Below are 24466 nucleotides of genomic sequence, written 5' to 3'. Positions count from 1 at the left end.
GAAAAGCTGTTCGTATGAGTCGGACAGCTTTTTGTTTTGAAGGTTGGGGGTTTACTGTATCTTTGAGTAAAGACGGTACGTTATGAAATCTATTCTTCTTTTAGTAATACTGGTAATAGTGGTGAGTACGTCAGCCTCGGCTCAGTTTGCCCTAGGCGGACATGTAAACGCTCTCTTCCCGATAGGCGATTTCAGCAACCGAACGCAGAGCGGGTTTGGGTTTGACGTAGAAGGGCGGTTTGGAGTTGACAAACCCTTAATGACTAGTGCCAGTATTGGCTACCACTCTTTCAGGTTACAAAATGGTGGCGACACTCGCTTTAATTTTACCCCCATCACGCTTTCTTTACTGTACGCCTTAGGTACTGCCGAAGCTCAGCCTTACTTAGGGTTTGGAGTAGGGGTAAACCGGGTATCGTCTGGCCCACAGGGATTTCGAGTCACTGATTCTTATTTTGGTGTTTCGCCTATTGTTGGTCTTCAGTATCGTAGCAGCGAACAGATTCGCTTTGATCTGAACATGCGCTATCACCTAACCTTCGCCGATAGTAACGATGCTCTAACTGGTTTGCTATTTCGTAATGCTGCTTACTTAGTATTTAACCTCGGGGTATTCTACACTTTTGGACAATAACTAACTGGTCACTGTACCTTCGTCTTCCTGCGACACTGCGTGCGTTTCCTTTTGTTCGTCGTTTCGGTGTTCTTCTAATTCTTCTTTTTGTTCGTTTACAGTTCTACGATAATTGAAGGGGCGAATAATAAGCCGGGTTCCCCGATCGTAGGTAAAGTAGTTCCAAACCCAGTTACCTAGCGTAATAAGCTTTTGCCGAAAACTCACTAGGAACATTAAATGAACGAACATCCAGGAAAGCCAGGCTAAAAGGCCACTCATTTTAATATTTCCCGGTAAATCGGCTACGGCTCGGTTACGACCAATGGTTGCCATTGAGCCTTTATCAAAATACGAAAATGGTTTGGTTTCTTTTCCCTTTAACAATCGGTTTAGGTTTTTGCCCAATTGTTCACCCTGTTGCATAGCAACCGGAGCTACCTGCGGGTGCCCTTTGGGATAATCCTCATCAGTATACATAACCGATACATCGCCGACAGCGAACACATTGTCGTAGCCCTTCACCCGGTTTATTTCATTTACCTCGTAGCGGCCTTTTTCCACCGTAGCTTTATCCAATCCCGGAATAATAACTCCCTGCACTCCTGCCGCCCAAATGAGTGTCTCACTAATCAGTTTTTCGCCAGTGCTGAGGGTCACTTCGTAACCACTGTAGTCTTTTACCATCGTTTCCAGCTTCACAATGGTTTCAAAGCGCTGCGTTAGGTCTCGTTCGGCTCGCTGACCCGCTTTCTCCGACATGGAAGGTAATAATCGGTCAACTCCCTCCACTAAGTACACCTTCATTATTTTAAAGTCGAGTTCGGGATAGTCGCGGGGCAGTACGTATTTTTTTAATTCACCTAATGCCCCAGCTAGCTCTACCCCAGTAGGGCCACCGCCCACAATCACGAAGTTGGTGAGCCGATCAATTTCTTCTTCTGAATTGGAAGTAACTGCTTTTTCAAAGTTTTGTAAGATGTGGCTACGTAAGTTCAGGGCCTGCGGTACCTGCTTTAATGGAAAGGCTAGTTTCTGAATTTTCTCATTACCAAAGTAGTTTGTTTGCGTACCAGCGGCTACTACCAGATAATCGTAGTGAATTTCGCCGATGTTTGTATGTACTTGCTGCCGTTCTGGATCAATACGTTCTACCCGCGCCATACGAAAGAAGAAATTCTTTTCGTTGTCAAATACTTTACGTAGAGGACCAGCAATAGAATCAGGCTCTAACCCCGCCGTAGCTACCTGATACAACAGTGGCTGAAAAGTATGGTAATTGTGCCGATCGAGCATCACTACTTGTACATCCTTCATGCGTAAATGCTTCACCATTTGAATGCCCGCGAAGCCACCCCCAATGATGATAACCCGTGGCTTACCAATATCGGGTAATTGCTCAGTTAAGTTGCGTTGAGAAATAGTATAATCAGTTGGATGTTTAACAATAGCCATAAGCGTAAAAAATTAGTTTTTCTATTACTATTGAAGTAACGTAAGCTAACAAACCATGTTTAAAAAGTTAAAAAGGCTTCAGAAGTTTTTCATCCGATCGGTTTTTAACTTGACTCTATATTTTTGAAAATTACAGTGATGAAAACGAAGAAACTTCTCCTGAAAGAAGGTTTTTCTCGTGTTGTACAAACGTTATTGGATCTGAGCCTATTGAACTAGCAAATTTGTACCTTTGATCAAAAGACAACCTATGGAAGAGCCAAGAGAAAAGTATATCAACCCCTTCACAGATTATGGTTTTAAACGGCTGTTTGGCGAGGAACCCAATAATGACTTACTGCTAGATTTTCTCAACGAGCTTCTTAAAGAAGAACAAGGCAGAATTACAGAGCTTACTTATTTAAAATCGGATAAATTAGGCAGCAGTGAAGATGACCGTAAAGCCGTTTTCGATCTGTACTGTGAAAACGAACGAGGTGAAAAATTCATAGTGGAGTTACAAAAAACAAAACAAAAATTTTTCAAAGACCGCACGGTTTATTATTCAACCTTTCCTATCCGGGAACAAGCCCAACGCGGGAGTGATTGGACTTTTGAGCTAAATGCCGTGTATACTATCGCTATTTTGGATTTTATCTTCGATGAGGATAAGAGTGAGCCTGATAAGTTTAGGTACGATGTAAAGTTAACTGATATAGACACTTTCCAAGTGTTCTACGATAAACTTACGTTTGTTTACCTGGAGATGCCTAAGTTCAGTAAGACCACAGCAGAGTTGAAAACCCGGTTTGATAAGTGGATGTACGTAATCCGTAATCTGAACAAATTAGATAGAATCCCCGATGAGTTGAGAGAAAGTATTTTTGAGAGATTATTTGAAGTAGCTGAAATCGCTAAATTCAGTCCCCAAGAGGTGCAAGCCTACGAGGACAGTTTAAAATCATACCGAGACTTGAAAAACTCACTGAATACTGCATTTGAAGAAGGTAAAAAAGAAGGAATAGAGAAGGGAATAGAGCAAGGAATAGAAAAGGGAATAGAGCAAGGAATAGAAAAAGTAGCGATAGGCTTGCTAAACCAGCACGTTTCGGACGAAATCATATTATCTACGACGGGGCTTACTAAAATTGAGTTACAGGCATTAAAAGAGAAATATGAAAACAGAAGATAAAGAGCTAAACCAGCCATGTTTAGAAAGTTGGGGAGACTTCGTTAGTTTTGATACTATTAGATAGCTTTTATCTTTATTCGGCAGAAACTTATCAAATGTTAACTCGAATAAAAAAAGCCCTCCCGAAGGAAGGCTTTTTGTTTCTAAGTACTGATTAATCGTCAATTAACTAGTTAGTCACGCTTACCAGTGCCATAGTTGAAGTTTTTGTTAATGCCGGCTGAGCCTGGCTTAACGTTAGCTACCGAAGGTACACCTGAATCACTAGCATTCTGACTAGCAGAACCAGATGGGCCATCTATATCATTGATATTCTCAACATAACCAGAACCACCGTTAGTGATTACGATTCCGCTTACTTCGCCACTAGCATCAATAGTTGCGATACCAGTTGCACCAGTACCCATTCCACCTAAGGCATTAATGGTTACTGTAGGAGCCGAGGTGTATCCAGCACCATTATCATCAAAGCTAATGCTGGTAATCTCACCATTGTTGTTGATACCAATACCAGTTACATCAATTACTGCCTTGCGTACTTCGGGTGCCATTACAGTTAATGTAGGAGCACTAGCTAAAGCACCAGTAGTAGCAATTGTATCAGCATTGCTGTTAGACGGCACAATTCTGTTATCAACTACAATTGTTCTTCCAGCTAAAGAGGCTATTGGATTAGAGCCAGAAGCCATATCCGCGTCCGCCACGTTTACCAGAGTGGAGCCGTTATAATCCATCGCTGATGCAGTCACAATTGGAGTAGTGAAGTACCCTTCTCCCCGATTAGTCACAAATATATTGTAAGTGGTTTGAAAGCGAAGATCAAAGACTGCACCCGTACCACTACCATCTGTGCCATCAAAACCTGGCTCAGTACTATATGTAGCGTTAGTACCAGTTGCATCAACATCATTATCAATTCCATTAAGAGTTATTATACTTCCATTGGCGTCTACACTACCTACAGTAAAGCCAGCTTTATTTCCGTCAGCATCCTCTCCAAAGTAGAGAATATCACCTGAAGCATAATCTTGACCACCATTAAGCAAAGCTACCGCTGAGAAACTTGATAGTAAAGTACGATTCGCTTTAGTACCTAACTCAAAGCCACTAGCACTGTTCACTGGGGCAGCAATATCTACTGATACACTAGGAAGAAAATCAACATCGAAGGCTGTTCCATCGCCAAAAATAGCTTCACGAGTTACTACGGCTAGTGAGTCGCCTTGCTCCACTACCAGAGTTTGATTAGCAGTAAAGGGCAAAAAGTCTAGAGTAAGAGCACTACCAAGCAACCCATTACCATCCGTAGCATTACCATTGGGAACTACTAGTGTATAATTACCCTCCGCGTCAACGGTATCTGTAATAACGAAATTAGAGTAAGTGAGGGTCTGTACATCGGCTAGACCCCGATTAAGATTGCCATACAGGCTCATAACTGATTGTACGTTGAGTGTTGCTCTCACTACAGCTCCAGTGGCAGCTTCACGAGTATCATTAGTCAAATCAGTCTCAGCCCATACTTTGCCACTGATTTCAGAAGCCCCAGCCGCTACAGTAGTAGGAAAGATAGGGACAGTAGTTCCAACAGTACTCTCTAGATCTCCTGTAAAATCTTGAAGTCTTGTTGTATACGTCGCTGTAGTATGATCGGCAGCTTCAATCGTTACTGCCACTTCACCTTCTTTTAGATTAGTAAAAGCAGCTACGCCTGACTCATTCGTGGTCACCTCAATAGGTTCTCCACCTTGCACTAAAGTAACCGTTACCCCGCTAGCAAAGCTCTCGCCTTCAGTTCGGGCTCGGGTATTATCACTACCGCCATTTATTACAGTTACATTGTAGTTGATGATTGCTCCAACTCGGTCTAATGAGTCCTGTTGCAGATTTTCAGCTAATGCTTGCTCATTTTCCAAACGCTTTAGGGCAGTCAGGGTTGAGTCCTGAGCGGCAATGGCGTCGGCTTCGGTAAATTCATCCTCACACGATGAGAGGGCTAGTCCACTGACAACAACGCCAGCTCCTAGCAGGGTGGTGAACCAATTCTTAGTGTTCATCTTTTGGGTTTGATTTAAAGTTAAATAATAGAATTTGTTATTACTTTGATTAAAGGGTCAATCCTACTGAGAATATAAAGCTATTGGAGCGTAAGTCCGTAGCGTCGCGCAGTAGATCGTTCGGGTCAAATCCGTTGTTAATTGGATTGAGACCATAACGGTAACGCACATCAAATAAGAAAGTACTAGATCCAGTTGGGATTTCGGCTCCCAATCCAATATTGAGTCCGTATTGCATTGATCGGTACTCCGAACGCACATCCTCCGAGCCACTATCGGTTACGGAAAACTGAGCCCGCCCAGTACGGTCGTCGCTAATTACTCCATCCTCTATAAAGTAGGTAATATCTTGCGACTGGGTCGCAGCAAAATTGAATCCAATAGAAGGCCCCACGATCAACTGTGGGCGAATACCCATTACCGGATTAGGCAGACTAGCACGCAGCAGTACCGGAAATTCTATATTATGCAACTTCACGTTGCCCGTAATAGCAATATTAGAACTAGATTCGTCTACAATGGACTCTTTCAATTCTACTCGGGTACCTCCCTGTTGCATGTACAGCAGCTCAGCGGATACATCCAAAAAGTCTAGTAACGAGTAGGTGGCAAAACCACCAATAGCAACTCCAGTGACACTGCCGGTATGTTCGCGTCCGGTCATAAAGCCTTGGTAAAATCCACTGGAGGTAAGACCAATCTTAGGCCCATATTCCAGAGGGAGGCTAAAGCTCGAGCCAGACTCTGAACTACCGTCAGAACTGGTGCTGCTGCTTTCATCTTGTGCGAAAACAGGAGATGCGATAAAGCAAACTGCCAGAGGGAGTACTAACATCATCCGGCGCACCTTACGCCGTGTTTGGTTGATAAGTTTCGTCATACATTTTTGGGTTTAAAGGGTTACTACTTTAGCACTTGAATCCGGAAAGGTGAAGATGCACGTTGACAGTTAAATCCTTTTCTTTCGCGGCTTGTCACAAAACAACAGCTTTATTACGTAATCAAAACCCCTAAAAATGCTGATTCACTACTTGCGTAGCAGATGGGGCGAAAGCCCGGTTTTTTCACTAATTTTGAAAAAAAATGCTCAGTAAAGTGAAATTTTGGCGAGAAGAAGAGATCACTAGATTACCACAATAGCGGATTATTATTCTCTATAATCTAGATATAATTATAATTCAACTGATATTTTAGTATTTTTTTACGTTAATTCAAGAAAGGTATTATTCAATCAATTAGTCGAATTATTCAGATTATTCAAGATTTAATAGATGTAGTATTCTTTATTATTTTGGCCATTTTTCGAAAAAACCTACTGTGTTAGTGGTATAATCGCACAAAGTTACTTTTTCAGGTAAATTTTTACCAAAACGACTATCGAGAATAATCAGACTATTTAATAAAATTATTTTTAGAAACGTATTACTTTTCTAATAGACAATACTTTCAGGAACGAATAAGTACTTTGCTTATTTGGTAGAGCTTTTGGTCAGCTTGACGGAGCTAATTCTTCTCGTAAAAATTGAGCGGTATATCCAGTTGCACATTTAGCCACCACTTCGGGGGTACCCTCGCAAATAATCTGACCGCCATTGCTGCCGCCTTCGGGGCCAAGATCGATAACATGATCGGCTACTTTCACCACATCTAGGTTATGCTCAATAATAAGTACAGTATTGCCCTTATCCACTAGCTTATTGAGTACATCTAGCAAATGCTGAATATCCTGAAAATGTAAGCCGGTGGTGGGCTCATCCAGAATGTAGAGCGTTTGCCCAGTGTCTTTCTTAGAGAGTTCAGTGGCTAGTTTCACCCGTTGTGCTTCCCCGCCCGAAAGAGTGGTGGCATGCTGCCCCAGCGTGATGTACCCTAGGCCAACATCTTGCAGGGTTTGAATTTTCCGCAGAATGCGGGGTTGGTTTTCAAAAAACTCTACCGCTTGCTCTACCGTCATATCCAGCACATCCGAAATAGACTTTCCTTTAAAACGAATTTCTAAGGTTTCCCGGTTATAGCGACGGCTTTTACAGGTAGGGCAGGGCACATGTACATCCGGCAGAAAGTCCATCTCAATAAGTTGCATCCCTCCGCCCTGGCAGGTTTCGCAGCGCCCCCCTTTCACATTAAAGGAAAACCGCCCCGGTTTATAACCCCGAATTTTTGCTTCCGGTAGTTCAGAAAATAACGCCCGAATATCCGTAAATACTCCGGTGTAAGTAGCCGGGTTAGAACGCGGGGTACGCCCAATAGGAGCTTGGTCTACTTCAATCACTTTATCCAGATGTTCTACTCCTTTAATGGTATTGAAGGGACAAGGCTCAGCGTAAGAGCGGTAGAAGTGCTTGCTCAGCAACGGGAACAAGGTTTCGTGAATCAGAGTGGATTTTCCACTGCCGGATACTCCGGTTACGCAGATCATTTTTCCTAGGGGCAACGTAAGCTTTACCTTTTTTAGATTATGACCTCTCGCTCCGGTTAGTACCAGCTTCTTTCCACTTCCCTTTCGCCGTGTGGCAGGAGTTTCAATGGCGCGGCTGCCTTTCAAATAATCAGCAGTGATACCGCCTTGCTTCAAGAATTCTTCGGGACTACCCGCCGCAATTACCCGACCACCGTGCCGCCCGGCCCCGGGGCCAATATCGATGATGTAGTCAGCTTGCAGCATCATATCTTTGTCGTGCTCTACGACAATGACCGTGTTACCCAAGTCGCGCAAATCTTGCAGAGCCTTAATCAGTTTCACATTATCGCGCTGGTGCAGGCCAATGCTAGGTTCGTCCAGAATATAAAGTACGCCTACGAGTTGGGTTCCAATTTGCGTAGCTAGCCGAATGCGCTGGGCTTCTCCGCCCGAGAGCGTTCGCAGTGGCCGATCTAGCATAAGATAGGTTAAGCCTACGTCAACCAAAAAGCCAATACGCTTCCGGATTTCTTTCAGTACTTCGCCCCCAATGAGCCGCTGCCGATCGGTTAAGCGTTCTTCCAGGTTTTCAAACCAAGCTTGCAGATCGTCAATATTTAGCTGGGCTAGCTCAGCGATATTTTTACCAGCAATTTTAAAGTAGCGAGATTCTTTCTTTAATCGGGTGCCTTCACAATCAGGGCAGGTGGTGCTAGTCATAAATTGTTTGACCCACTTTTGCGTTTTATCGGTTCCGGTTTCCTCCTGCTTTTCCAGATAGCCCGTGATACCTTCAAACACAGTGTCGTACGTAGAACCTGCGTACTTGACTGATTTAACCGAAACCGGTTTAGTATCGCCGTGCATAATGATCTCCCGAACTTTCTCCGGTAATTCTTCAATTTTAGTGGTTAGTTTTACTTTATGTCGCTTCAGTACTGCTTCTAATTTCTTAAAAATCCAGATGTCGCGGTACTCTCCTAATGGAGCAATCCCTCCCTGGCGAATGCTAAGTTTTTCGTTGGGGAAAATAGCCTCTTCCGAAAATTTTTGAATAGCTCCTATTCCACTACAGGTGGGGCACATGCCGTAGGGCGAGTTGAAGGAGAACGTATTGGGGGCAGGTTCGTCATAAGCTAGCCCGGTTTCTGGGTCCATCAGATACTTAGAAAGGTGCTGTACATTACCCTTAGTATCGTCGATCATAATAATTCCTTTCCCGTGCATCAGCGCGGTCTTGATTGATTCGGCAATGCGGTAGCGATCATCGTCGCGCACGATCACCCGATCAACCACAATCTCAATATCGTGAGTTTTGTAGCGGTCTACCTGCATTTTAGGTGTCAAATCCACAATTGCACCGTCAACCCGCACCTTAGCGAAACCCATTTTCCGCACCTGCTGAAAGAGTTCACGGTAGTGGCCTTTGCGACCTTTCACAATGGGAGCCAGAATAATGAGCTTGCTCCCCGCAAAATCATCCATAATCCGGTCAATAATCTGCTCCTCGCTCTGTCGCTCCATTTTCTTACCCGTTTCGTAAGAGTAGGCTTCTGATGCCCGGGCGTAGAGCAGTCGCATAAAATCGTAGATTTCAGTAACGGTGCCTACGGTAGAGCGCGGATTTTTAGAAGTAGTCTTCTGCTCAATGGAGATAACGGGACTCAGTCCATTAATTTTATCCACTTCAGGCCGTTGTAAGTTACCGATAAAGGAACGGGCGTAGGCCGAAAAGCTCTCCATGTAGCGGCGCTGCCCTTCGGCGTAGATAGTATCAAAAGCTAAGGATGATTTTCCGCTACCGCTAATTCCGGTAATTACAATGAGCTTATTGCGCGGTAGCGTTACATCAATAGTTTTAAGGTTATGCTCGCGTGCCCCAAAGATCTCGATGGTTTCTTGGTCGTACTCAGGGGGTACTATCGCCAAATCTGCGGCAGTATCGGTTCTTTCTACGGTTAGGTTTTCGGTAGCCATAAATTCAATCGGAATTAAGCGAAGCTGTGGGCGGAAACCGGAAAAAGACGACCGGAAACCGAACAGCAATTTTCTTTCTACTACTTAGAATAAGTATTAAAGAGAAAGGGTTCCGAAGGTACAAAAAACAGTGCTAGGATTACAAGCGGCAGAAATGAAATTTTACTATGCTTGAGCGGGGTGGTAGGCTGCATTCAGGCATTTATGCCCGCGTAGTTTTCTCAAACATACAAATGCCCAAATGCAGAGAGGGAAAAATACCTCAGGCAGCTACTAATCCTAACCGCCCTGACTGTTTAGAAATCGTACTCTGTTTTTCTTCCGGATAACCCTCACCCACCTTTTCTAAATAAGCAAAAAAATTAGCAGCTTCTTTAAGAGTTGGGGTTCGGGTAAGCCAAGCAATAAACTTTGCTATGCCGTAGGGCAAATTTGTTACCTTTTTAATCTGCGGATGGTGCTGAGTACAATATTCTTCTAGAGCCTTATTTAAGGTGACCGATTGCTTACCAAAAATCTTCTGGTAAAAATTCTCTTCTTTCAAAAGCTCCTGCGAAACTAGTCGGGCAAACTCTTGTCCCGAAACTAAATGATAGGGCCGAGTTTGTTTTCCCAAAACGGAAGCCCGTCCGTTATTCACAAAATTAGCCAGTGCTTCCCGAAAAATAGTAGGTTTAAAAATCTGATAGGGCACTCCCGAACCTTGAATTAACTGCTCCGCCTCAAGCTTATCCTTTATCATAGGGAAAAAGTTATTTTCTTCCGAAACGGTAGAGCCCGATACGTAGGATATTTTTTGCAGTGAAAGTTCGGTTGTTAGCGAAACTACGTGCCGCACAGCAACTAGCTCCGCCGGTTGGCTCAAACTGATGTGAACCTGCTCGCAATCTGTCAGTGCTGCTTTCAGGTTCTCACGGTTAATAGCATCACCCGAAATAATTTCAACTTGGTTGCCAAACATCTTTTCAGCTTTCGCTGGATTACGAGCCAAGACTTTTACCAAAAAATCATCCGTAACTAACTGCTGAGTGACGATACGACCAATAAGACCAGTGCTGCCGAGAACTAATACCTTGCTTTTCATGATAGTGTGCTTTAAAGTGAATAATTAATCAACACTTCAAAGGTAGTGCGCTCAATTCTCCTAAAAATTGATGTATGTTACATTAAACGGAGACCGGAAAAGGGAAAACGGAGGAGGGAGAACGGAATATATTTTTCTTTTTCCATCCTCCCTTCTCCGAGGCTATCGGGCTAATTCTTTGCGGATGCGGCTGAGGCTTTCACGCTCGATGCCAAGGTAAGAGGCCAAGTGGTAAAGCGGAATGCGTTGAATAAAGCGAGGGTAATCGTCTAGCATCTGCAAGTACCGCTCTTTGGCAGATAGGAAGAGGAAGGACTCAAATCGGTTGGTAGCGGTGGCGTATACGCTTTCGGAAATCAGTCGCCCGAAGCGTTCCCAGTTTTTAGACTGATCGTAAGCGTGTTGAAGGGCCCTGGCACTAAAGGTTAATAGCTCACAATCTTCCAGTGCTTGAATGTAGTAGCGGCTGGCCCGCTGTTTAAGAAAATCTAGGTAGGATACGGCATAGTCATTTTCCAGAAAAAAGTGGTTATTGATTTCCTTACCGTCTTGAAGATAAAATAGTCGTAGTACTCCTGTTTGCACAAACCCGATTTCGCTTACCAACTGTCCCGGTTCTAGAAAATAACTGTTCTTAGCAATAGTACGGCGATTGAGGTGCGGAATGAACTGATTACACTCGTCTTCGCTAAAATCAGTGACCTTCCGTATTTGTATTTTGAAGTTGCTGAGGTTCATAAGTAGCGCATCTTTTTAACAGCCTAAATAGTTATTTATTTTGACAAAATGCGCTACTATTTGTTTCTAGAGGATCAGTCGGGATTATTAATTATCAGTAGTAACTGCTAGGGAAATCGCTCCACTTTCCACACCATCTATTTCCATAAAGCCATATACTATATAGCTAGTGTTAGGGGTTAGTCCTTGAAAGTTTCCGAATGTGAACCCACCACCCTTCATAGCCACACTCTGCGAGGTTTGAGAACTCTTTAACTCAGCAGCAGCGGGAACTGGGTCAGAAGGGTCAAAAATGCTAAAGTAAACCATTCCCTCCCCAGCTTCTTCTTTAATGCGAAGGCTTAATGAAACGAGAGTAGGTTGAACTACTCGTTCTTCCAAAGTTAAAAAAGAATTTTTTGTTGTGACTTGTAAGCTAACTAATTCCCCTTCTGCTCCATCTACTTCTATAAAAGCGTATACAGTGTAGGTGGTGTTAGGAGATAACTCACGAAATGTTTCAGATACAGGGTCAACACCAGATGAAGCTACACTTTGAGTACCAGGGGCATTCTTTAAAGCACTAGTAGTGGGAACAGAATCAGATTCATCAGCTAAACTATAATAAATAATTCCACCACTAGCTTCCTCTGTGACTTGTAAGTTAAAGGAGAAATAATCTGCCTCGACTACATTTTCTTCCAATGTCAATGTAAAAGGAGATGGAGATGGTTCTTCAGCAGCGTCATCTTCTGAGCAAGCCGAAAATAGAGCAATAATAATAAAGGAAATAAAGTACCATGCACGCTTCATAGCATTCAGATTTTTGGTTTAAACTGCAATGATACCATCTCATGTAGCTGAATGCTGATCTATTCTTGTGGAAATAATACGTATGTGGGAATGAGGTTAAGAAGCTGCTTTTTAGAAAGACATCCGAAGTTTCGAAAAACTTCGGATGTCTGAGAATAAGATAGATTAAAATGGTAATTCATCTCCCGCTGTGGCGGTTTCCCGCTTGCCGAGCATCAGTAGATCATTGGCCACAATCTCGGTTACGTAACGTTTAATACCGTCTTTGTCTTCGTAGTTACGGTGAGTGAGTTTTCCGGCGAGGGCTACTTGCTTACCTTTGTGCAAGTATTTCTCGGCAATTCCGGCTAAACTATCCCAAGCTACAATTGAGTGCCACTGGGTGTCGTTTACAATTTCACCATTTTTATTTTTGTACGATTCAGTAGTGGCAATAGAGAATTTAGCTAATTTCTTACCACTTTCTAGTTCTTTAATTTCAGGATCTTGACCTAAGTTACCAATAAGTTGTACGTGATTTTTAAGTGCGTTCATAACTCGTAATATTTTGCGTTGAACATTGAATTGATGTCAGCAAAGTAACGGCGAGGTGAGCGCAACAGTCGGGAGTTACCCGTTTACTTTCGTATGTAAATGTTTGTAACCGTTTGTAAATGGATAAGAAATTGGGTAGATTTATCAATTATACGACGCGAGAAGTAAATTTATACAGACCAAACAATACTGAATTTGATTTCTTGGATTAGAAAGTACGCATTCTTGAGGAAAGCGTGTCCAGGCTAAAGGAAACTCCGTTTAAAACGGGTTTTGATAGCTTCAATCAAACCTTGACCAATATTCTTTCTGTCACAATTAACAGAGATGATAAAAAGTTTAAAGGCTTTTAACAAATGAGTTATTCGGTGGTTCTAGCGATCTTTGGGAAATTTGGATTAGTGATGAAAATAGCAGCATGAATTTGAGGAGAGATTTGTAGACTTCGTTAATAATTTAGAAAATATGGGGTTGAGAAGCAGACGGATAAATTAGGTCTTAGAGGGATTTGAAAAAAGGAAAAGATAAACATTACTACAAAACTATGCAGAAACCTGGATAAAAGTAATTACGTTGTAACTACAAAAGAGGGAAATATCATGGAAACTTCTATCATAAAAATAGGCAACTCGAGGGGCTTGCGGCTCAATAAATTGATTTTGGAAAAGTATCAGTTTCAGGATAAAGTGGAATTAGAGTTAAAGGATGATCACATTGTAATTAGGCCTGTTCAAAAACCTCGGCAGAATTGGGAAGCAGCTTTTCAGGAAATGCATGAAGCGGGGGATGACGAACTGCTCATTGACGATATGTTTGAAGACGATATCTGGGATTAATGAAGTTTGAGCAATATCGTATCGCTATTGTCAATCTGGATCCTACTGTTGGCAGTGAAATTAAGAAGACACGACCTTGTGTCATCATTTCACCCGATGAAATGAATAAGCATTTAAAAACAATAACGATTGCTCCTATTACTCCTCAATCTAAAGCTTACCCAACCCGGGTGGAGGTAACTATCCGAAATAAGCCAAACTGGGTAGTGATTGATCAGATACGAACTATAGACAAAAGCAGCATCACTCGAGCCGTAGGTAAGCTGAGTGATGCTGAGATCGCCAAAGTAAAAGAAGTCATTCGAGAGATGTTTGTTGATTAATAGAGGAAAAATACAATCACTAAAGATTAGCAGTACCTTTCCGAGCCCCATTCCATACTAAATGAACCCAGAAATCCCAAACCGAAAAGGAGCTAGAAAGGTAGATGACATTCCTGATGAGGTGTTAGAGCTACTGAATAAAGGTGAAATAGAAACCGCGAACCTGACGGAATGGCTAGCGATTGACCAAGTTGCGCTTATTACTGAAACATTTCCCTCGATAGGACTGGAAGAAATGGTGCAACCGTTACAAGAAAAATTAGCTCGTCAGAAAAAGCCCTCTACCATGAATTCGGTGAAACTAGTTGGGGAAGAGGTATACGAGGTATCTGCTAAGACCAATCAGACCGAAGTGATCTTCCAAAATTTATTGCAGCACCCATCCGACACCGTGCGCTGTTACGCTCCCTACTTAATCACGCTGAACAATGCTTACTCGATAGAAGAAAAACTCAAGCGAATAAAACCGCTGGTGGCTGATAAGCACTTTGGGGTGAGAGAAGTGGTGTGGATAGCAGCTCGGCCTTTTGTAGACCAGGAGTTAGCGAAATCTATCCAAGTGCTGAGTGGTTGGACGAGTAGTGGAGACGAAAATGTGAGAAGGTTTACTTCGGAAGCAACTCGTCCTCGGGGAGTTTGGTGCAAGCATATTGAGAGCTTAAAAGAAAACCACAAGCAAGGATTACCGATTCTGGAACCATTAAAATCTGACCCGGCTAAGTATGTGCAAGATAGCGTAGGCAATTGGCTGAACGATGCCAGTAAATCGAGGCCCGCATTTGTCGCCCAGCTTTGCGACCGATGGAAGGCAGAATCGCCTACTCAGGCAACGCAGAAAATTATAAAGCGAGCCAGAAGAACCATTGACAAGAAGTAAGCACGCTTTACGTAGCCACAAGAAGCTAATATGATCGTATATTTCATTAGTGGACTAGGAGCCGACGAGCAGGCATTCCGGTATATTAAGCTGCCGAATGTAGAGAAGCGATTTATCCGTTGGATACCTCCTCAGAAAAGAGAAACACTCAAAGAGTATACTACTCGTTTATTAGATCAAATTGATACCACTCAGCCCGTCACGTTAATTGGTTTATCATTTGGTGGTATTGTAGCTCAAGAATTAGCCAGTATGATCCACTGCGAACGACTGATTTTGATTTCTAGTGTGAAGCAACCTGAGGAGCTAAGTCCGGTATTACGCTTTATTCGGAGTACGCGTCTCTATCGCTTGTTTCCCTTCCGCTGGGTAAAGCCAGTGTTTAGTAAAGTAGCTCCTTACTGGTTCAGCGCGCTATCGGATCGTCACCGGGCGTTGCTTAAAGTTACTATTGATGAAACTGATGACACCTTCGCTGAGTGGGCCATTGAAGCGATTATGCTTTGGAAAGGCAGTTCGGTCGAACGACCAGTAATTCATTTGCACGGCACCCACGACCGTATTTTCCCAGTAAGGCACTTGCACAATTATGTGCCCGTAAAGAGGGGCGGACATTTTATGATTGTTACCCATGCCAAACCGATAAGCCAACTACTGCAAAAGTACGTAAAACCAGCGTTGATATGAGTACCGAAGAAAGACACTGCCTAGAGTGTGAAACTCTATTACGAGGCCGAATGGATCAGAAATTTTGCACCGACCAGTGCCGGAATAGCTACCACAATCGCCAAAATAGCGATGCCAACAAACTGATGCGAAATATTAACAATGCGTTGCGGAAAAATCGTCGGATTCTGGCTGAACTTAATCCTAACGGAAAAGCCCGGGTTCGTCGCGATGTGCTAGCTCGAAAAGGATTCAATTTTAATTACTATACCAATATCTACCAAACTAAAAGTGGCACTACCTACTACTTCTGCTACGATCAGGGATACATCATCTCCGACGAAAAGTATTTCACACTAGTGAAGAAAGAAGAATATATAAATTGAGAGGATTTGAGTAACGCCATTATCCAGAAATTAGTTGATTGTTAATGACTCTAATTGTCTGTTTTTTAGCTACATTTATAAATGTAAGACTTAAGAGTATTTTTAATTGCACAATTTTATTTTATTTTTTAAAGAAATAGTACTAAATTAGGAGAAAAATAATTTAGTGGTGTGATTATTCATGTTTATTGAATGAGCGTGCTTCTTTTCTGGAAAAAGTACAGAAATAGTACCATCTACTGGAATTAATTTCAGCTTCTACAACGTTGTTATAATAAAGTGGGACTGTCGCTAACCCACATTCAAGTAAGGGAATGAGCTTTTTCAACTCCTCCCTCCATTTTCAGCAGACGATTTTCGTAAATGCTGGTGTACAATTTACAGGTTACTCTGTGCTATCTGTTTCAATAGCATGACTAACGCACATTATTTAAGACATACCAAAAATGTAAATAAACACACAATAGTTAATATATTTTTAAGTTTTATTCTTAGTAGAGTTTATCCGCAAAAATATCATGCACTTAATCTTATTTTTCCGTTTTATGAGAAAATCCATCCAGGGTCTGCTAATTGCGGTAGTATCAGTTGCGCTAGCTTCTACTAGCTGTACCGAAAAAGCTCAAATCATCACGACTGAAGAGATTCAAAATCTGCCTGTCACCCAAATTTTGATGCGAGATACTACGCTACATCGGGAGTACGTAGCTGATATCCAAGCTATTCAGAATGTTGAGCTACGAGCGCGAGTTCCCGGATTTTTAGAAAGAATCTACGTAGATGAAGGGCAAGAGGTGAAGAAAGGGCAATTACTTTTTAAAATTAATGATGAAGAGTACAAAGCTGAGCTGGCGAAGGCGAAGGCGAACATGCAAAATACCATTGCTGAAGCCAAAGCCGTAGAGCTAGAAGTTGATCGGCTACGTGTGTTAGTTGATAAAAATGTAATCTCTAAAACCGAACTTGATGTGGCTCAGGCTCGGCTAGAAGCCGTAAATGCGCGTATTGCCGAGGCTCGCTCAGCCGAAACTAACGCTACCATGCGAGTATCCTACACCAGTATTCGGGCACCCTTCGACGGCATTATTGACCGCATACCACTCAAAACGGGGAGCTTAATCGAACACGGCACACTGCTCACTACGGCATCAGATATTAGTAATGTGTTTGCTTACTTTTACGTATCGGAGAGTGAGTACCTCCAGTATATGAAAATGCGCGGTAATGCTGAAGCTAACTCTAACGAAGTACATCTCATTTTGGCCGACGGATCACCCTATCCGCACATGGGAAAAATAGAAACAATGGAAGGAGAGTTTAAAGCCAGCACAGGTTCTATTGCGTTCCGGGCGCGCTTCCCTAATCCTGAAAAAATTCTGAAGCACCGAGCTACCGGACGTATTAGTCTTTCCAGCACCATTGAAAATGCAGTAATCGTTCCGCAAAAATCAGTCTTCGAGATTCAGGATAAAAATTACGTGTTTTTAGTAGATTCACTCAATCAGGTAAAAATGAAAAACTTCGTTCCTAAGACGCGGTTTTCTCACTACTACATTGTGGAATCAGGGTTGAAGCCGGGTGACCGGATTGTGTTTGAAGGCATTCAAAATTTACAGGAGGGCATGCAAATTGAACCCCAGCACGTTGGGCTGGATAGCATTATTGCCATGACCCGACAAGAAGCAGAAGTATTATAATTCAAAAGTGTTATAGTGTTTGTATACTAAGGTGTTATAGTAACCTATATGCTAGTTTAGAAAATCATACTGTAACACTCACCTAGCGCAATAACACTCTAACACCAAAACACTAGGTACTCTATCATATGTTCAACATCTTCATTCGTCGGCCGGTACTCTCACTGGTTATCTCTCTGTTCATTACCTTATTGGGAGCTCTCTCATTTTTCACCCTACCGGTTGAACTTTTTCCTGAAATTGCGCCACCTTCAGTGAAGGTACGGGCTAAGTTTCGGGGAGCCAATGCTGAAGTGGTTTCCAACACCGTGGCTACTCCGCTAGAGAAAGTAATTAATGGAGTGCCGGGCATGACCTATATGACCTCCGTTTCCAGTAATCGAGGCACCAACATCGTTAAAATATTCTTTGAGGAAGGTATTGATCCTGACTTGGCCGCCGTAGAGGTACAAAATCGGGTATCTACTGTGGTAAACGACTTGCCCGATGATGTAATCAAAGCTGGAGTTACTACCGAGAAGTCAGTAGAAGGCCTCCTAATGTACATCAATATTTTGAGTGATGATGAGACGCTAGATGAAAAGTTTATCTACAACTTTGCCGACCTGAATGTACTGCAAGAGCTAAGGCGGGTAGAAGGAGTAGGCTTTGCCGAGATTATGAGTACGAAGGATTACTCCATGCGTATCTGGCTGAAACCTGACCGGATGACGGCCTACGAAGTATCTACCGAAGAAATTGTTACCGCTATTCAGAGCCAAAATATTGAAGCAGCCCCCGGCCTCACTGGAATTAGTAATGATAAAGCTCCGCAAGTGCTCCAGTACGTACTGCGCTATACCGGAAAGTTCTCAGAACCTAAGCAGTATGAGCAACTTGTAATCCGCGCGGGAGACGATGGTTCCATTCTGCGTCTGAAAGATGTAGCCGATGTAGAGCTCGGAAATCTAAATTACGGCAGAATTGCTCGTACCGATGGTCAGCCCTCCGCCTCTATTATGATTATTCAGCAGCCGGGTTCTAACGCGCGCGAGGTTATTCAATTGGTAAAAGACAAGCTAGCCAGCCTTGAGGGTAGCACATTCCCGCCAGGGATGAAGTATAAAATTACCTACGACGTATCTCGCTTCCTGGATGCATCCATTAACGAGGTAGTTCGTACGCTGGTAGAAGCATTTATTCTGGTATTCTTAGTGGTGTTTATCTTCCTTCAAGATTTTCGCTCTACGCTAATTCCAGCTCTGGCTGTGCCAGTAGCACTAATCGGAACACTTTTCTTTATTGAACAGCTAGGCTTCTCTATTAATCTGCTAACACTGTTCGCCCTAGTGCTGGCTATCGGTATTGTGGTGGATAATGCTATTGTGGTGGTAGAGGCGGTTCACGCTAAAATGGAGGAGGAAGATATGGGGCCGCGCGAAGCTACCTTCGCGGCTATGAAAGAAATTAGTGGGGCTATCATTTCCATTACACTCGTAATGTCGGCAGTGTTTGTGCCAGTTGCTTTTATGTCGGGACCAGTAGGTATTTTCTATCGTCAGTTTTCACTTACACTGGCTATTGCTATCGTAATTTCCGGTATCAATGCAGTCACCCTAACCCCGGCACTCTGTGCAATTATGCTCAGAAATAATCATGGCAAGGTGAAGAAGGGGCCAATACAGTGGTTTTTCCGAAAGTTTAATAAGGGCTACAACTCCTTTGCCAATGGCTACCGAAACAGTATAACTTTTCTGGCCGGACGACGGATGATTACTGTAGTGGTGATGCTCGGCTTTTTTGCTGCTACCTGGGGAGTGAGTAAAGTACTACCTACGGGTTTCATTCCGACTGAAGATCAGAGTATGATCTACGTAAACGTAACCACCCCAGCCGGAGCTACCGTAGAACGTACGAAAACCGTGCTGGAAGATGTACAGCACACCGCTAACAGCATCAGTGCCATAAGTTCTGTATCTACGCTGGCTGGCTACAGTCTCACCAACGGCCTATCGGGAGCTTCCTACGGAATGGGAATGGTCAACCTAAAATCTTGGGAAGAGCGGGAAGAAACCATTCAGGAAATAGTAGCGCAACTAGAAGAAAAAACCAAATTCATCACCGATGCCAAGGTTGATTTCTTTCTTCCACCTACGGTACCGGGCTTTGGTAACTCCAGCGGATTTCAGATGAAGGTACTGGACCGCACGGGTGGGGGAAACTTACCCCGTATGGAGCAGGTCACGCTAAGCTTCATTGATAAACTAATTGCTGCCCCAGAAATTGCGAATGCCTATACTGATTTTGACCCTAACTTTCCTCAGTATCTGGTGCGAGTAGATCAGGATATGGCTGCCAAGAAAGGAATTACCATTGACCGAGCCATGCGAACCATGCAGACACTTATTGGTGGAATCTATGTTTCGGACTTTGTGCGCTTCGGGCAAATGTATGATGTGATGATTCAGGCTTCACCCGAATACCGAACTAAGCCGGAGGACTTACTGAAGCTCAACATCAAGAATAATAAGGGGGAGATGGTACCCTACTCTACATTCATTTCTATGGAAAGAGTGTACGGGCCCGAGCAACTTACTCGCTTCAACATGTATACTTCAGCTACCGTAAAGGGCGGGGCTGCACCCGGCTACAGTAGCGGCGATGTGGTTGCCGCTATTAATCGGATAGCCGCTGAAGAACTACCCAGGGGTTATGTGCACGACTGGTACGGCATGACCCGGGAGGAAGTAGGAGCTGGCGATCAATCACTGTATATCTTTGCCATTTGTTTACTCTTTGTCTACCTGCTACTAGCAGCTCAGTACGAGAGCTTTTTGCTACCGCTACCCGTGATCTTATCATTGCCTCTGGGTGTTTTCGGAGCATTTATTTCGCTCTATTTGCTTGACTTGCAAAACAATATCTACGCTCAAGTAGCCCTTATTATGCTAATCGGCCTGCTGGGCAAAAATGCTATTCTAATTATTGAATTTGCTATCCAGCGTCGTGATGCCGGATACTCAGTACTACGAGCCGCCGTAGAAGGTTCTGTAGCGCGTTTACGCCCCATTCTGATGACCTCATTTGCCTTTATCTGTGGTCTGATTCCGCTCTGTTTGGCTACAGGTGCCGGTGCATTAGGCAACCGCTCTATTGGTACCGCTGCGGCCGGAGGTATGCTGATCGGTACAATTTTTGGCGTATTTATTATCCCCGGTCTCTACGTACTGTTTGCTTCATTTATTTCTGACAAGAAGAAAGAGAAAACTCACCAACCGGAGTCTAAATCTCAGCCTGAGCCTGAGATGGATATGACTCTATCCAGCAATTAAAATTTTATGCCTTTTAGATCATTACTGTATCACTCTGTTTGTGTAATATGCCTTTTAACTTTAGTAGCTAGTTGTAAAATTACTGAACCTCAAATTCCTGCATTGGCTCTCATGCCTACTGCCTTTGAAGGCGAAGGCGACTCGGTGAGTATTGGCGATATAGTCTGGCGAGATTTCTTTGCTGACCCTAAGCTAGTAGCACTCATCGATACCGGAATTAATCGTAACCTAAATTTACTCTCAGCAGTACAGCGCATTGAAATTGCTCGGGCCAACTACGACATACGCCGGGGTGCCTTGCTCCCTTCGTTAGACGGTCGTTATCGCTTACGTTCGGGAAACATTCGCAACAATGCCCTTCGGGGTACAATTAATGGTGATGATAATGTAGACGCGCAAACAGCTCAGTGGTTTGTTGGCCTGCAAAGCACCTGGGAGGCTGACCTCTGGGGAAAACTTAGAAGTAAGCGAGAGGCATCTTATGCCCGCTTCCTAGCCACCGAACGAGGAGTGCATCTAGTAACAACTTCTATAGTTGCCGAAGTAGCTCGCTTGTACTACGAATTGCTCGGGTTGGATTACGAACTAAATGCTATCCGACGAAACATTGAATTACAGGAAGTGGGGCAGGAAGTAATTCAAATTCAGAAGATTGGGGGACGGGCTACAGAGTTGGCGGTTCAACAATTTCAAGCGCAACTGTTACGTACCCGTAGTTTAGAGTACGAACGGCGGCAGCGAATGGTAGAAGTTGAAAACCAACTTAATTTACTATTGGGACGCTACCCTCAACCAATTGAGCGAGGCGATTCCTTAGCTGCTCAACAACTACCGGAATTTATAGATGCGGGAGTACCATCCGACCTACTCCGTCGCCGTCCCGATGTACAACAGGCTGAGCTGGTCTTGATCGCGGCCAAAGCTGATGTAGCCGCCGCCAAAGCAGCCTTTCTTCCCTCACTTACTTTCACTCCCTACATGGGATTTCAATCGGATAACCTTCCGTCACTATTTACCACCCCAGAGTCGCTAGTACTAGGTTTGCTCAATGGAATCACTGCACCAATCTTTCAGCAAAATCGGCTTGAGGCCGAATACGCGCAAATGGTTGCTCAAAACTGGCAGTCGTTTTACGACTACCAACAATCTATTCTTAGCGGTTATCAGGAAGTGCTAACCAGCCTGCAACGAGTAGAAAATTTCCGGCAAGCCTACGAGCTGCGACAGCAAGAAGCCGATGTGTTACTCGCTGCTGTAAGCACCTCTAGTGACTTATTTGCTGCCGGTTACGCTACCTACCTAGAAGTAATTACCGCCCAGGAACGGGTGTTAGAAGCTGAACTGGGCATGATTAACACTCGTAAAGAGATATTCCTTGCCCTTACCTCTCTCTATCAATCCTTGGGTGGTGGCTGGCAGTAATGTCGTTTACACTCTTTAAGTTGGCTATAATTTTAGTATCAAATTTATATTTACCTGCCCTGATTTCACATCTTTAGGAAAGGGAAGTATCTTGCTCAGCGTACTTAACCTTTCCCTATGAAACTACTATTAACTAGGCTATTCTCGTTAGCGGTAGCTGTGCTTTTTACAAGTCAAGCACTAGCCCAATCTACTCATACCGTTACTTCGCCAGATGGAAAAATTCAGGTAGAAATTACCCTTAACAATCAGATTACTTTTGCAGTAAACCATGAGTCCGATCCGATAATTGCGCCTTCCCCAATTTCTATGGAGCTGGCAAATGATGAAACGCTAGGAGCTAATTCCCACTTGAGAAACAAAAAGACTGACGAGGTAGATCAAACTATTGAATCACCATTTTATAAGCGTAGCGAGATTCGCGACCACTACAACGAGTTACGATTGAACTTTCGAGGTAACTACCACCTTATCTTCCGGGCGTACAATGAAGGAGTGGCCTACCGCTTTGCGACCGACCGCCGAGACAGCCTGACGGTGATGAATGAAAATGCAGCTTTTAACTTCGCTCAAGACGCCCCGGTCTGGGCACCCTATGCCAACGTAGATGACCATACCAGCTACGAACCGCAGTTTGAGAGTTCCTTCGAGAATACCTACGACAAAGCCCTCATCTCCCAATTGGACGATAAGCGACTGATTATTCTTCCGGCGCTAGTAGATGTGGGCAATGGAAAAAAGGTGTGCATCACCGAGTCCGATTTGGAAGACTATCCGGGTATGTACCTCAACTCCGGTGGCGAAGAAAAGTCACTAGATGCCGTATTCGCTGCTTATCCTAAACGAGAAGAACAGGGTGGGCATAATAACTTGCAGATGCGCGTAACCGAACGGAAAGACTATATCGCCCGCGTACCAGGTCGTCGCGCTTTTCCCTGGCGGGTGATGGTGATCTCAGAGGAAGATAAGCAACTGGCCGATAGTGATCTGGTGTATTTATTGGCTTCACCCTCGCGGGTAGAGGATATTTCTTGGATCAAGCCTGGCAAAGTGGCCTGGGACTGGTGGAATGCCTGGAACCTGTACGGAGTAGACTTTGAAGCAGGAATTAATAATGAAACCTACAAGTACTACATTGATTTTGCTGCCGAGCAGGGCATTGAGTACGTTATTCTGGATGAAGGCTGGTCCGTCAATAGCGAGGCCGACCTAATGCAAGTTATTCCCGAAATCGATCTGCCCGAATTGGTAAACTACGGCCAGCAGAAAGGAGTAGATATTGTACTGTGGGCTGGTTACCACGCTTTTGAGCGCGATATGGAAAATGTCTGTAAACACTATTCTAATATGGGAGTAAAGGGTTTCAAGGTAGACTTTATGGATCGGGACGACCAAGAAGCGGTGAATTTTTACTACCGGGCTGCTGAGTTAGCTGCCAAGCACCAACTCTTTCTGGATTTTCACGGAGCGTACAAACCCACTGGCTTGAATCGAACCTATCCCAATGTGCTCAACTTTGAAGGAGTACACGGACTGGAGCAAATGAAGTGGGACACTCCCGATGTAGACCAAGTAACCTACGATGTAGAAATTCCCTTCATTCGCATGGTCGCTGGCTCAATGGACTACACTCAGGGAGCCATGCGTAATGCCATTAAAGAAAATTACTATCCGGCGTTTACCGAACCCATGAGCCAAGGTACCCGCTGCCGGCAGTTGGCTCAGTACGTAATTTTTGAGTCCCCCTTCAACATGCTCTGCGACGACCCTACTGCCTACGAAGAAGAATCGGAATGCACTGATTTTATTGCCACGGTACCTACTATCTGGGACGAAACCATAGTATTGGATGGAAAAGTAGGTGACTACGTAGCCATTGCCCGTCGTAGCGGAGATGAATGGTACTTAGGTGTTTTAACCGACTGGGATGCCCGCGAAATAACGCTAGACTTATCTTTTCTAGCTGATGGAAAGTATCAGGCAGAAGTCTTTCAAGATGGCATCAACGCCCACAAAACCGCTCAGGATTACCGAAAAGTATCTACAGAAGTACCCAAAAATCACCAGATTACTGCAAAAATGGCACCCGGCGGTGGCTACGTAGCCCGAATTTATCAGGAATAAAA

Annotated in this window: 19 protein-coding genes; 11 read left to right on the top strand and 8 right to left on the bottom strand. The window is 43.8% G+C overall.

From position 1 onward, the window contains the following. The first annotated feature begins 82 nt into the window (after positions 1–82). Positions 83–634, top strand: a complete 552-nt coding sequence (locus P0M28_RS14680) for an outer membrane beta-barrel protein (protein ID WP_302210682.1) — start codon at positions 83–85, stop codon at positions 632–634. On the opposite strand, the gene P0M28_RS14675 is transcribed toward P0M28_RS14680, so the two are convergent. Continuing rightward, complete coding sequence (locus tag P0M28_RS14675; RefSeq protein WP_302210680.1) at positions 635–2068, bottom strand: NAD(P)/FAD-dependent oxidoreductase; 1434 nt, start codon at positions 2066–2068, stop codon at positions 635–637. A 250-nt stretch (positions 2069–2318) separates the two neighbouring features. Between P0M28_RS14675 and P0M28_RS14670 the strand changes: the two genes are divergently transcribed. After that, the gene (locus tag P0M28_RS14670) at positions 2319–3239 is read left to right on the top strand and encodes an Rpn family recombination-promoting nuclease/putative transposase (protein ID WP_302210679.1); all 921 of its coding nucleotides are present in this window, start codon (positions 2319–2321) and stop codon (positions 3237–3239) included. Between the two features lie 173 nt (positions 3240–3412). Here the strand turns inward: P0M28_RS14670 and P0M28_RS14665 are convergent, their stop codons facing one another. The 7 genes from P0M28_RS14665 to P0M28_RS14635 form a co-directional block, all read right to left on the bottom strand. Further along, positions 3413–5296: a hypothetical protein gene (locus tag P0M28_RS14665; RefSeq protein ID WP_302210677.1), complete on the bottom strand. Its 1884-nt coding sequence runs from the start codon at positions 5294–5296 to the stop codon at positions 3413–3415. A gap of 49 nt (positions 5297–5345) precedes the next feature. Then, entirely contained in the window at positions 5346–6176 is an 831-nt protein-coding gene (locus tag P0M28_RS14660) for a porin family protein (protein WP_302210675.1), read from the bottom strand. Between the two features lie 609 nt (positions 6177–6785). Continuing rightward, positions 6786–9674 (bottom strand): excinuclease ABC subunit UvrA, encoded by a 2889-nt coding sequence (gene uvrA, locus P0M28_RS14655; RefSeq protein ID WP_302210673.1) that lies wholly within the window; start codon positions 9672–9674, stop codon positions 6786–6788. 262 nt (positions 9675–9936) lie between these two features. After that, on the bottom strand, positions 9937–10758 hold the full coding sequence (locus P0M28_RS14650; protein WP_302210671.1) for an SDR family oxidoreductase: 822 nt from the start codon (positions 10756–10758) through the stop codon (positions 9937–9939). A 162-nt stretch (positions 10759–10920) separates the two neighbouring features. Beyond that, entirely contained in the window at positions 10921–11496 is a 576-nt protein-coding gene (locus tag P0M28_RS14645) for a Crp/Fnr family transcriptional regulator (RefSeq protein WP_302210670.1), read from the bottom strand. An 87-nt stretch (positions 11497–11583) separates the two neighbouring features. After that, on the bottom strand, positions 11584–12288 hold the full coding sequence (locus P0M28_RS14640; protein ID WP_302210669.1) for a hypothetical protein: 705 nt from the start codon (positions 12286–12288) through the stop codon (positions 11584–11586). 165 nt (positions 12289–12453) lie between these two features. Further along, positions 12454–12822, bottom strand: coding sequence for a single-stranded DNA-binding protein (locus P0M28_RS14635; RefSeq protein ID WP_302210668.1), 369 nt, complete (start codon positions 12820–12822; stop codon positions 12454–12456). A gap of 599 nt (positions 12823–13421) precedes the next feature. Between P0M28_RS14635 and P0M28_RS14630 the strand changes: the two genes are divergently transcribed. From P0M28_RS14630 to P0M28_RS14590, 9 genes are all read left to right on the top strand, one after another. After that, on the top strand, positions 13422–13658 hold the full coding sequence (locus tag P0M28_RS14630; RefSeq protein WP_302210667.1) for an AbrB/MazE/SpoVT family DNA-binding domain-containing protein: 237 nt from the start codon (positions 13422–13424) through the stop codon (positions 13656–13658). Then, positions 13658–13981: a type II toxin-antitoxin system PemK/MazF family toxin gene (locus P0M28_RS14625; RefSeq protein ID WP_302210666.1), complete on the top strand. Its 324-nt coding sequence runs from the start codon at positions 13658–13660 to the stop codon at positions 13979–13981. The genes P0M28_RS14630 and P0M28_RS14625 overlap by 1 nt, the downstream gene beginning before the upstream one ends. Positions 13982–14042: 61 nt before the next feature. Next, entirely contained in the window at positions 14043–14858 is an 816-nt protein-coding gene (locus P0M28_RS14620) for a DNA alkylation repair protein (RefSeq protein WP_302210665.1), read from the top strand. Positions 14859–14888: 30 nt separating this feature from the next. Beyond that, positions 14889–15545 (top strand): alpha/beta fold hydrolase, encoded by a 657-nt coding sequence (locus tag P0M28_RS14615; protein ID WP_302210664.1) that lies wholly within the window; start codon positions 14889–14891, stop codon positions 15543–15545. Further along, positions 15542–15910: a hypothetical protein gene (locus P0M28_RS14610; protein WP_302210663.1), complete on the top strand. Its 369-nt coding sequence runs from the start codon at positions 15542–15544 to the stop codon at positions 15908–15910. The genes P0M28_RS14615 and P0M28_RS14610 overlap by 4 nt, the downstream gene beginning before the upstream one ends. Before the next feature lie 545 nt (positions 15911–16455). After that, the gene (locus tag P0M28_RS14605; protein WP_302210662.1) at positions 16456–17607 is read left to right on the top strand and encodes an efflux RND transporter periplasmic adaptor subunit; all 1152 of its coding nucleotides are present in this window, start codon (positions 16456–16458) and stop codon (positions 17605–17607) included. 128 nt (positions 17608–17735) lie between these two features. Further along, on the top strand, positions 17736–20918 hold the full coding sequence (locus tag P0M28_RS14600; RefSeq protein WP_302210661.1) for an efflux RND transporter permease subunit: 3183 nt from the start codon (positions 17736–17738) through the stop codon (positions 20916–20918). Positions 20919–21029: 111 nt separating this feature from the next. Further along, positions 21030–22340 (top strand): efflux transporter outer membrane subunit, encoded by a 1311-nt coding sequence (locus tag P0M28_RS14595; protein WP_302210660.1) that lies wholly within the window; start codon positions 21030–21032, stop codon positions 22338–22340. 117 nt (positions 22341–22457) lie between these two features. Further along, positions 22458–24464 carry a retaining alpha-galactosidase gene (locus P0M28_RS14590; protein WP_302210659.1) on the top strand — a complete coding sequence of 669 codons (2007 nt, stop codon included), beginning with the start codon at positions 22458–22460 and terminating at the stop codon, positions 24462–24464. The last annotated feature ends 2 nt before the right edge of the window (positions 24465–24466 follow it).

The organism is Tunicatimonas pelagia, from assembly GCF_030506325.1.
In the GTDB taxonomy this organism is placed as follows: Bacteria; Bacteroidota; Bacteroidia; order Cytophagales; family Cyclobacteriaceae; genus Tunicatimonas; species Tunicatimonas pelagia.
This window is presented reverse-complemented; position numbering and strand designations above follow the sequence as displayed.

Coding starts and splice junctions, on each gene's coding strand:
- P0M28_RS14645 (WP_302210670.1), bottom strand. CDS start 11,496: ATGAACCTCAGCAACTTCAAAATACAAATACGGAAGGTCACTGATTTT.
- P0M28_RS14625 (WP_302210666.1), top strand. CDS start 13,658: ATGAAGTTTGAGCAATATCGTATCGCTATTGTCAATCTGGATCCTACT.
- P0M28_RS14665 (WP_302210677.1), bottom strand. CDS start 5,296: ATGAACACTAAGAATTGGTTCACCACCCTGCTAGGAGCTGGCGTTGTT.
- P0M28_RS14605 (WP_302210662.1), top strand. CDS start 16,456: ATGAGAAAATCCATCCAGGGTCTGCTAATTGCGGTAGTATCAGTTGCG.
- P0M28_RS14620 (WP_302210665.1), top strand. CDS start 14,043: ATGAACCCAGAAATCCCAAACCGAAAAGGAGCTAGAAAGGTAGATGAC.
- P0M28_RS14670 (WP_302210679.1), top strand. CDS start 2,319: ATGGAAGAGCCAAGAGAAAAGTATATCAACCCCTTCACAGATTATGGT.
- P0M28_RS14680 (WP_302210682.1), top strand. CDS start 83: ATGAAATCTATTCTTCTTTTAGTAATACTGGTAATAGTGGTGAGTACG.
- P0M28_RS14615 (WP_302210664.1), top strand. CDS start 14,889: ATGATCGTATATTTCATTAGTGGACTAGGAGCCGACGAGCAGGCATTC.
- P0M28_RS14635 (WP_302210668.1), bottom strand. CDS start 12,822: ATGAACGCACTTAAAAATCACGTACAACTTATTGGTAACTTAGGTCAA.
- P0M28_RS14660 (WP_302210675.1), bottom strand. CDS start 6,176: ATGACGAAACTTATCAACCAAACACGGCGTAAGGTGCGCCGGATGATG.
- P0M28_RS14590 (WP_302210659.1), top strand. CDS start 22,458: ATGAAACTACTATTAACTAGGCTATTCTCGTTAGCGGTAGCTGTGCTT.
- P0M28_RS14600 (WP_302210661.1), top strand. CDS start 17,736: ATGTTCAACATCTTCATTCGTCGGCCGGTACTCTCACTGGTTATCTCT.
- P0M28_RS14640 (WP_302210669.1), bottom strand. CDS start 12,288: ATGAAGCGTGCATGGTACTTTATTTCCTTTATTATTATTGCTCTATTT.
- P0M28_RS14630 (WP_302210667.1), top strand. CDS start 13,422: ATGGAAACTTCTATCATAAAAATAGGCAACTCGAGGGGCTTGCGGCTC.
- P0M28_RS14595 (WP_302210660.1), top strand. CDS start 21,030: ATGCCTACTGCCTTTGAAGGCGAAGGCGACTCGGTGAGTATTGGCGAT.
- P0M28_RS14610 (WP_302210663.1), top strand. CDS start 15,542: ATGAGTACCGAAGAAAGACACTGCCTAGAGTGTGAAACTCTATTACGA.
- P0M28_RS14650 (WP_302210671.1), bottom strand. CDS start 10,758: ATGAAAAGCAAGGTATTAGTTCTCGGCAGCACTGGTCTTATTGGTCGT.
- uvrA (WP_302210673.1), bottom strand. CDS start 9,674: ATGGCTACCGAAAACCTAACCGTAGAAAGAACCGATACTGCCGCAGAT.
- P0M28_RS14675 (WP_302210680.1), bottom strand. CDS start 2,068: ATGGCTATTGTTAAACATCCAACTGATTATACTATTTCTCAACGCAAC.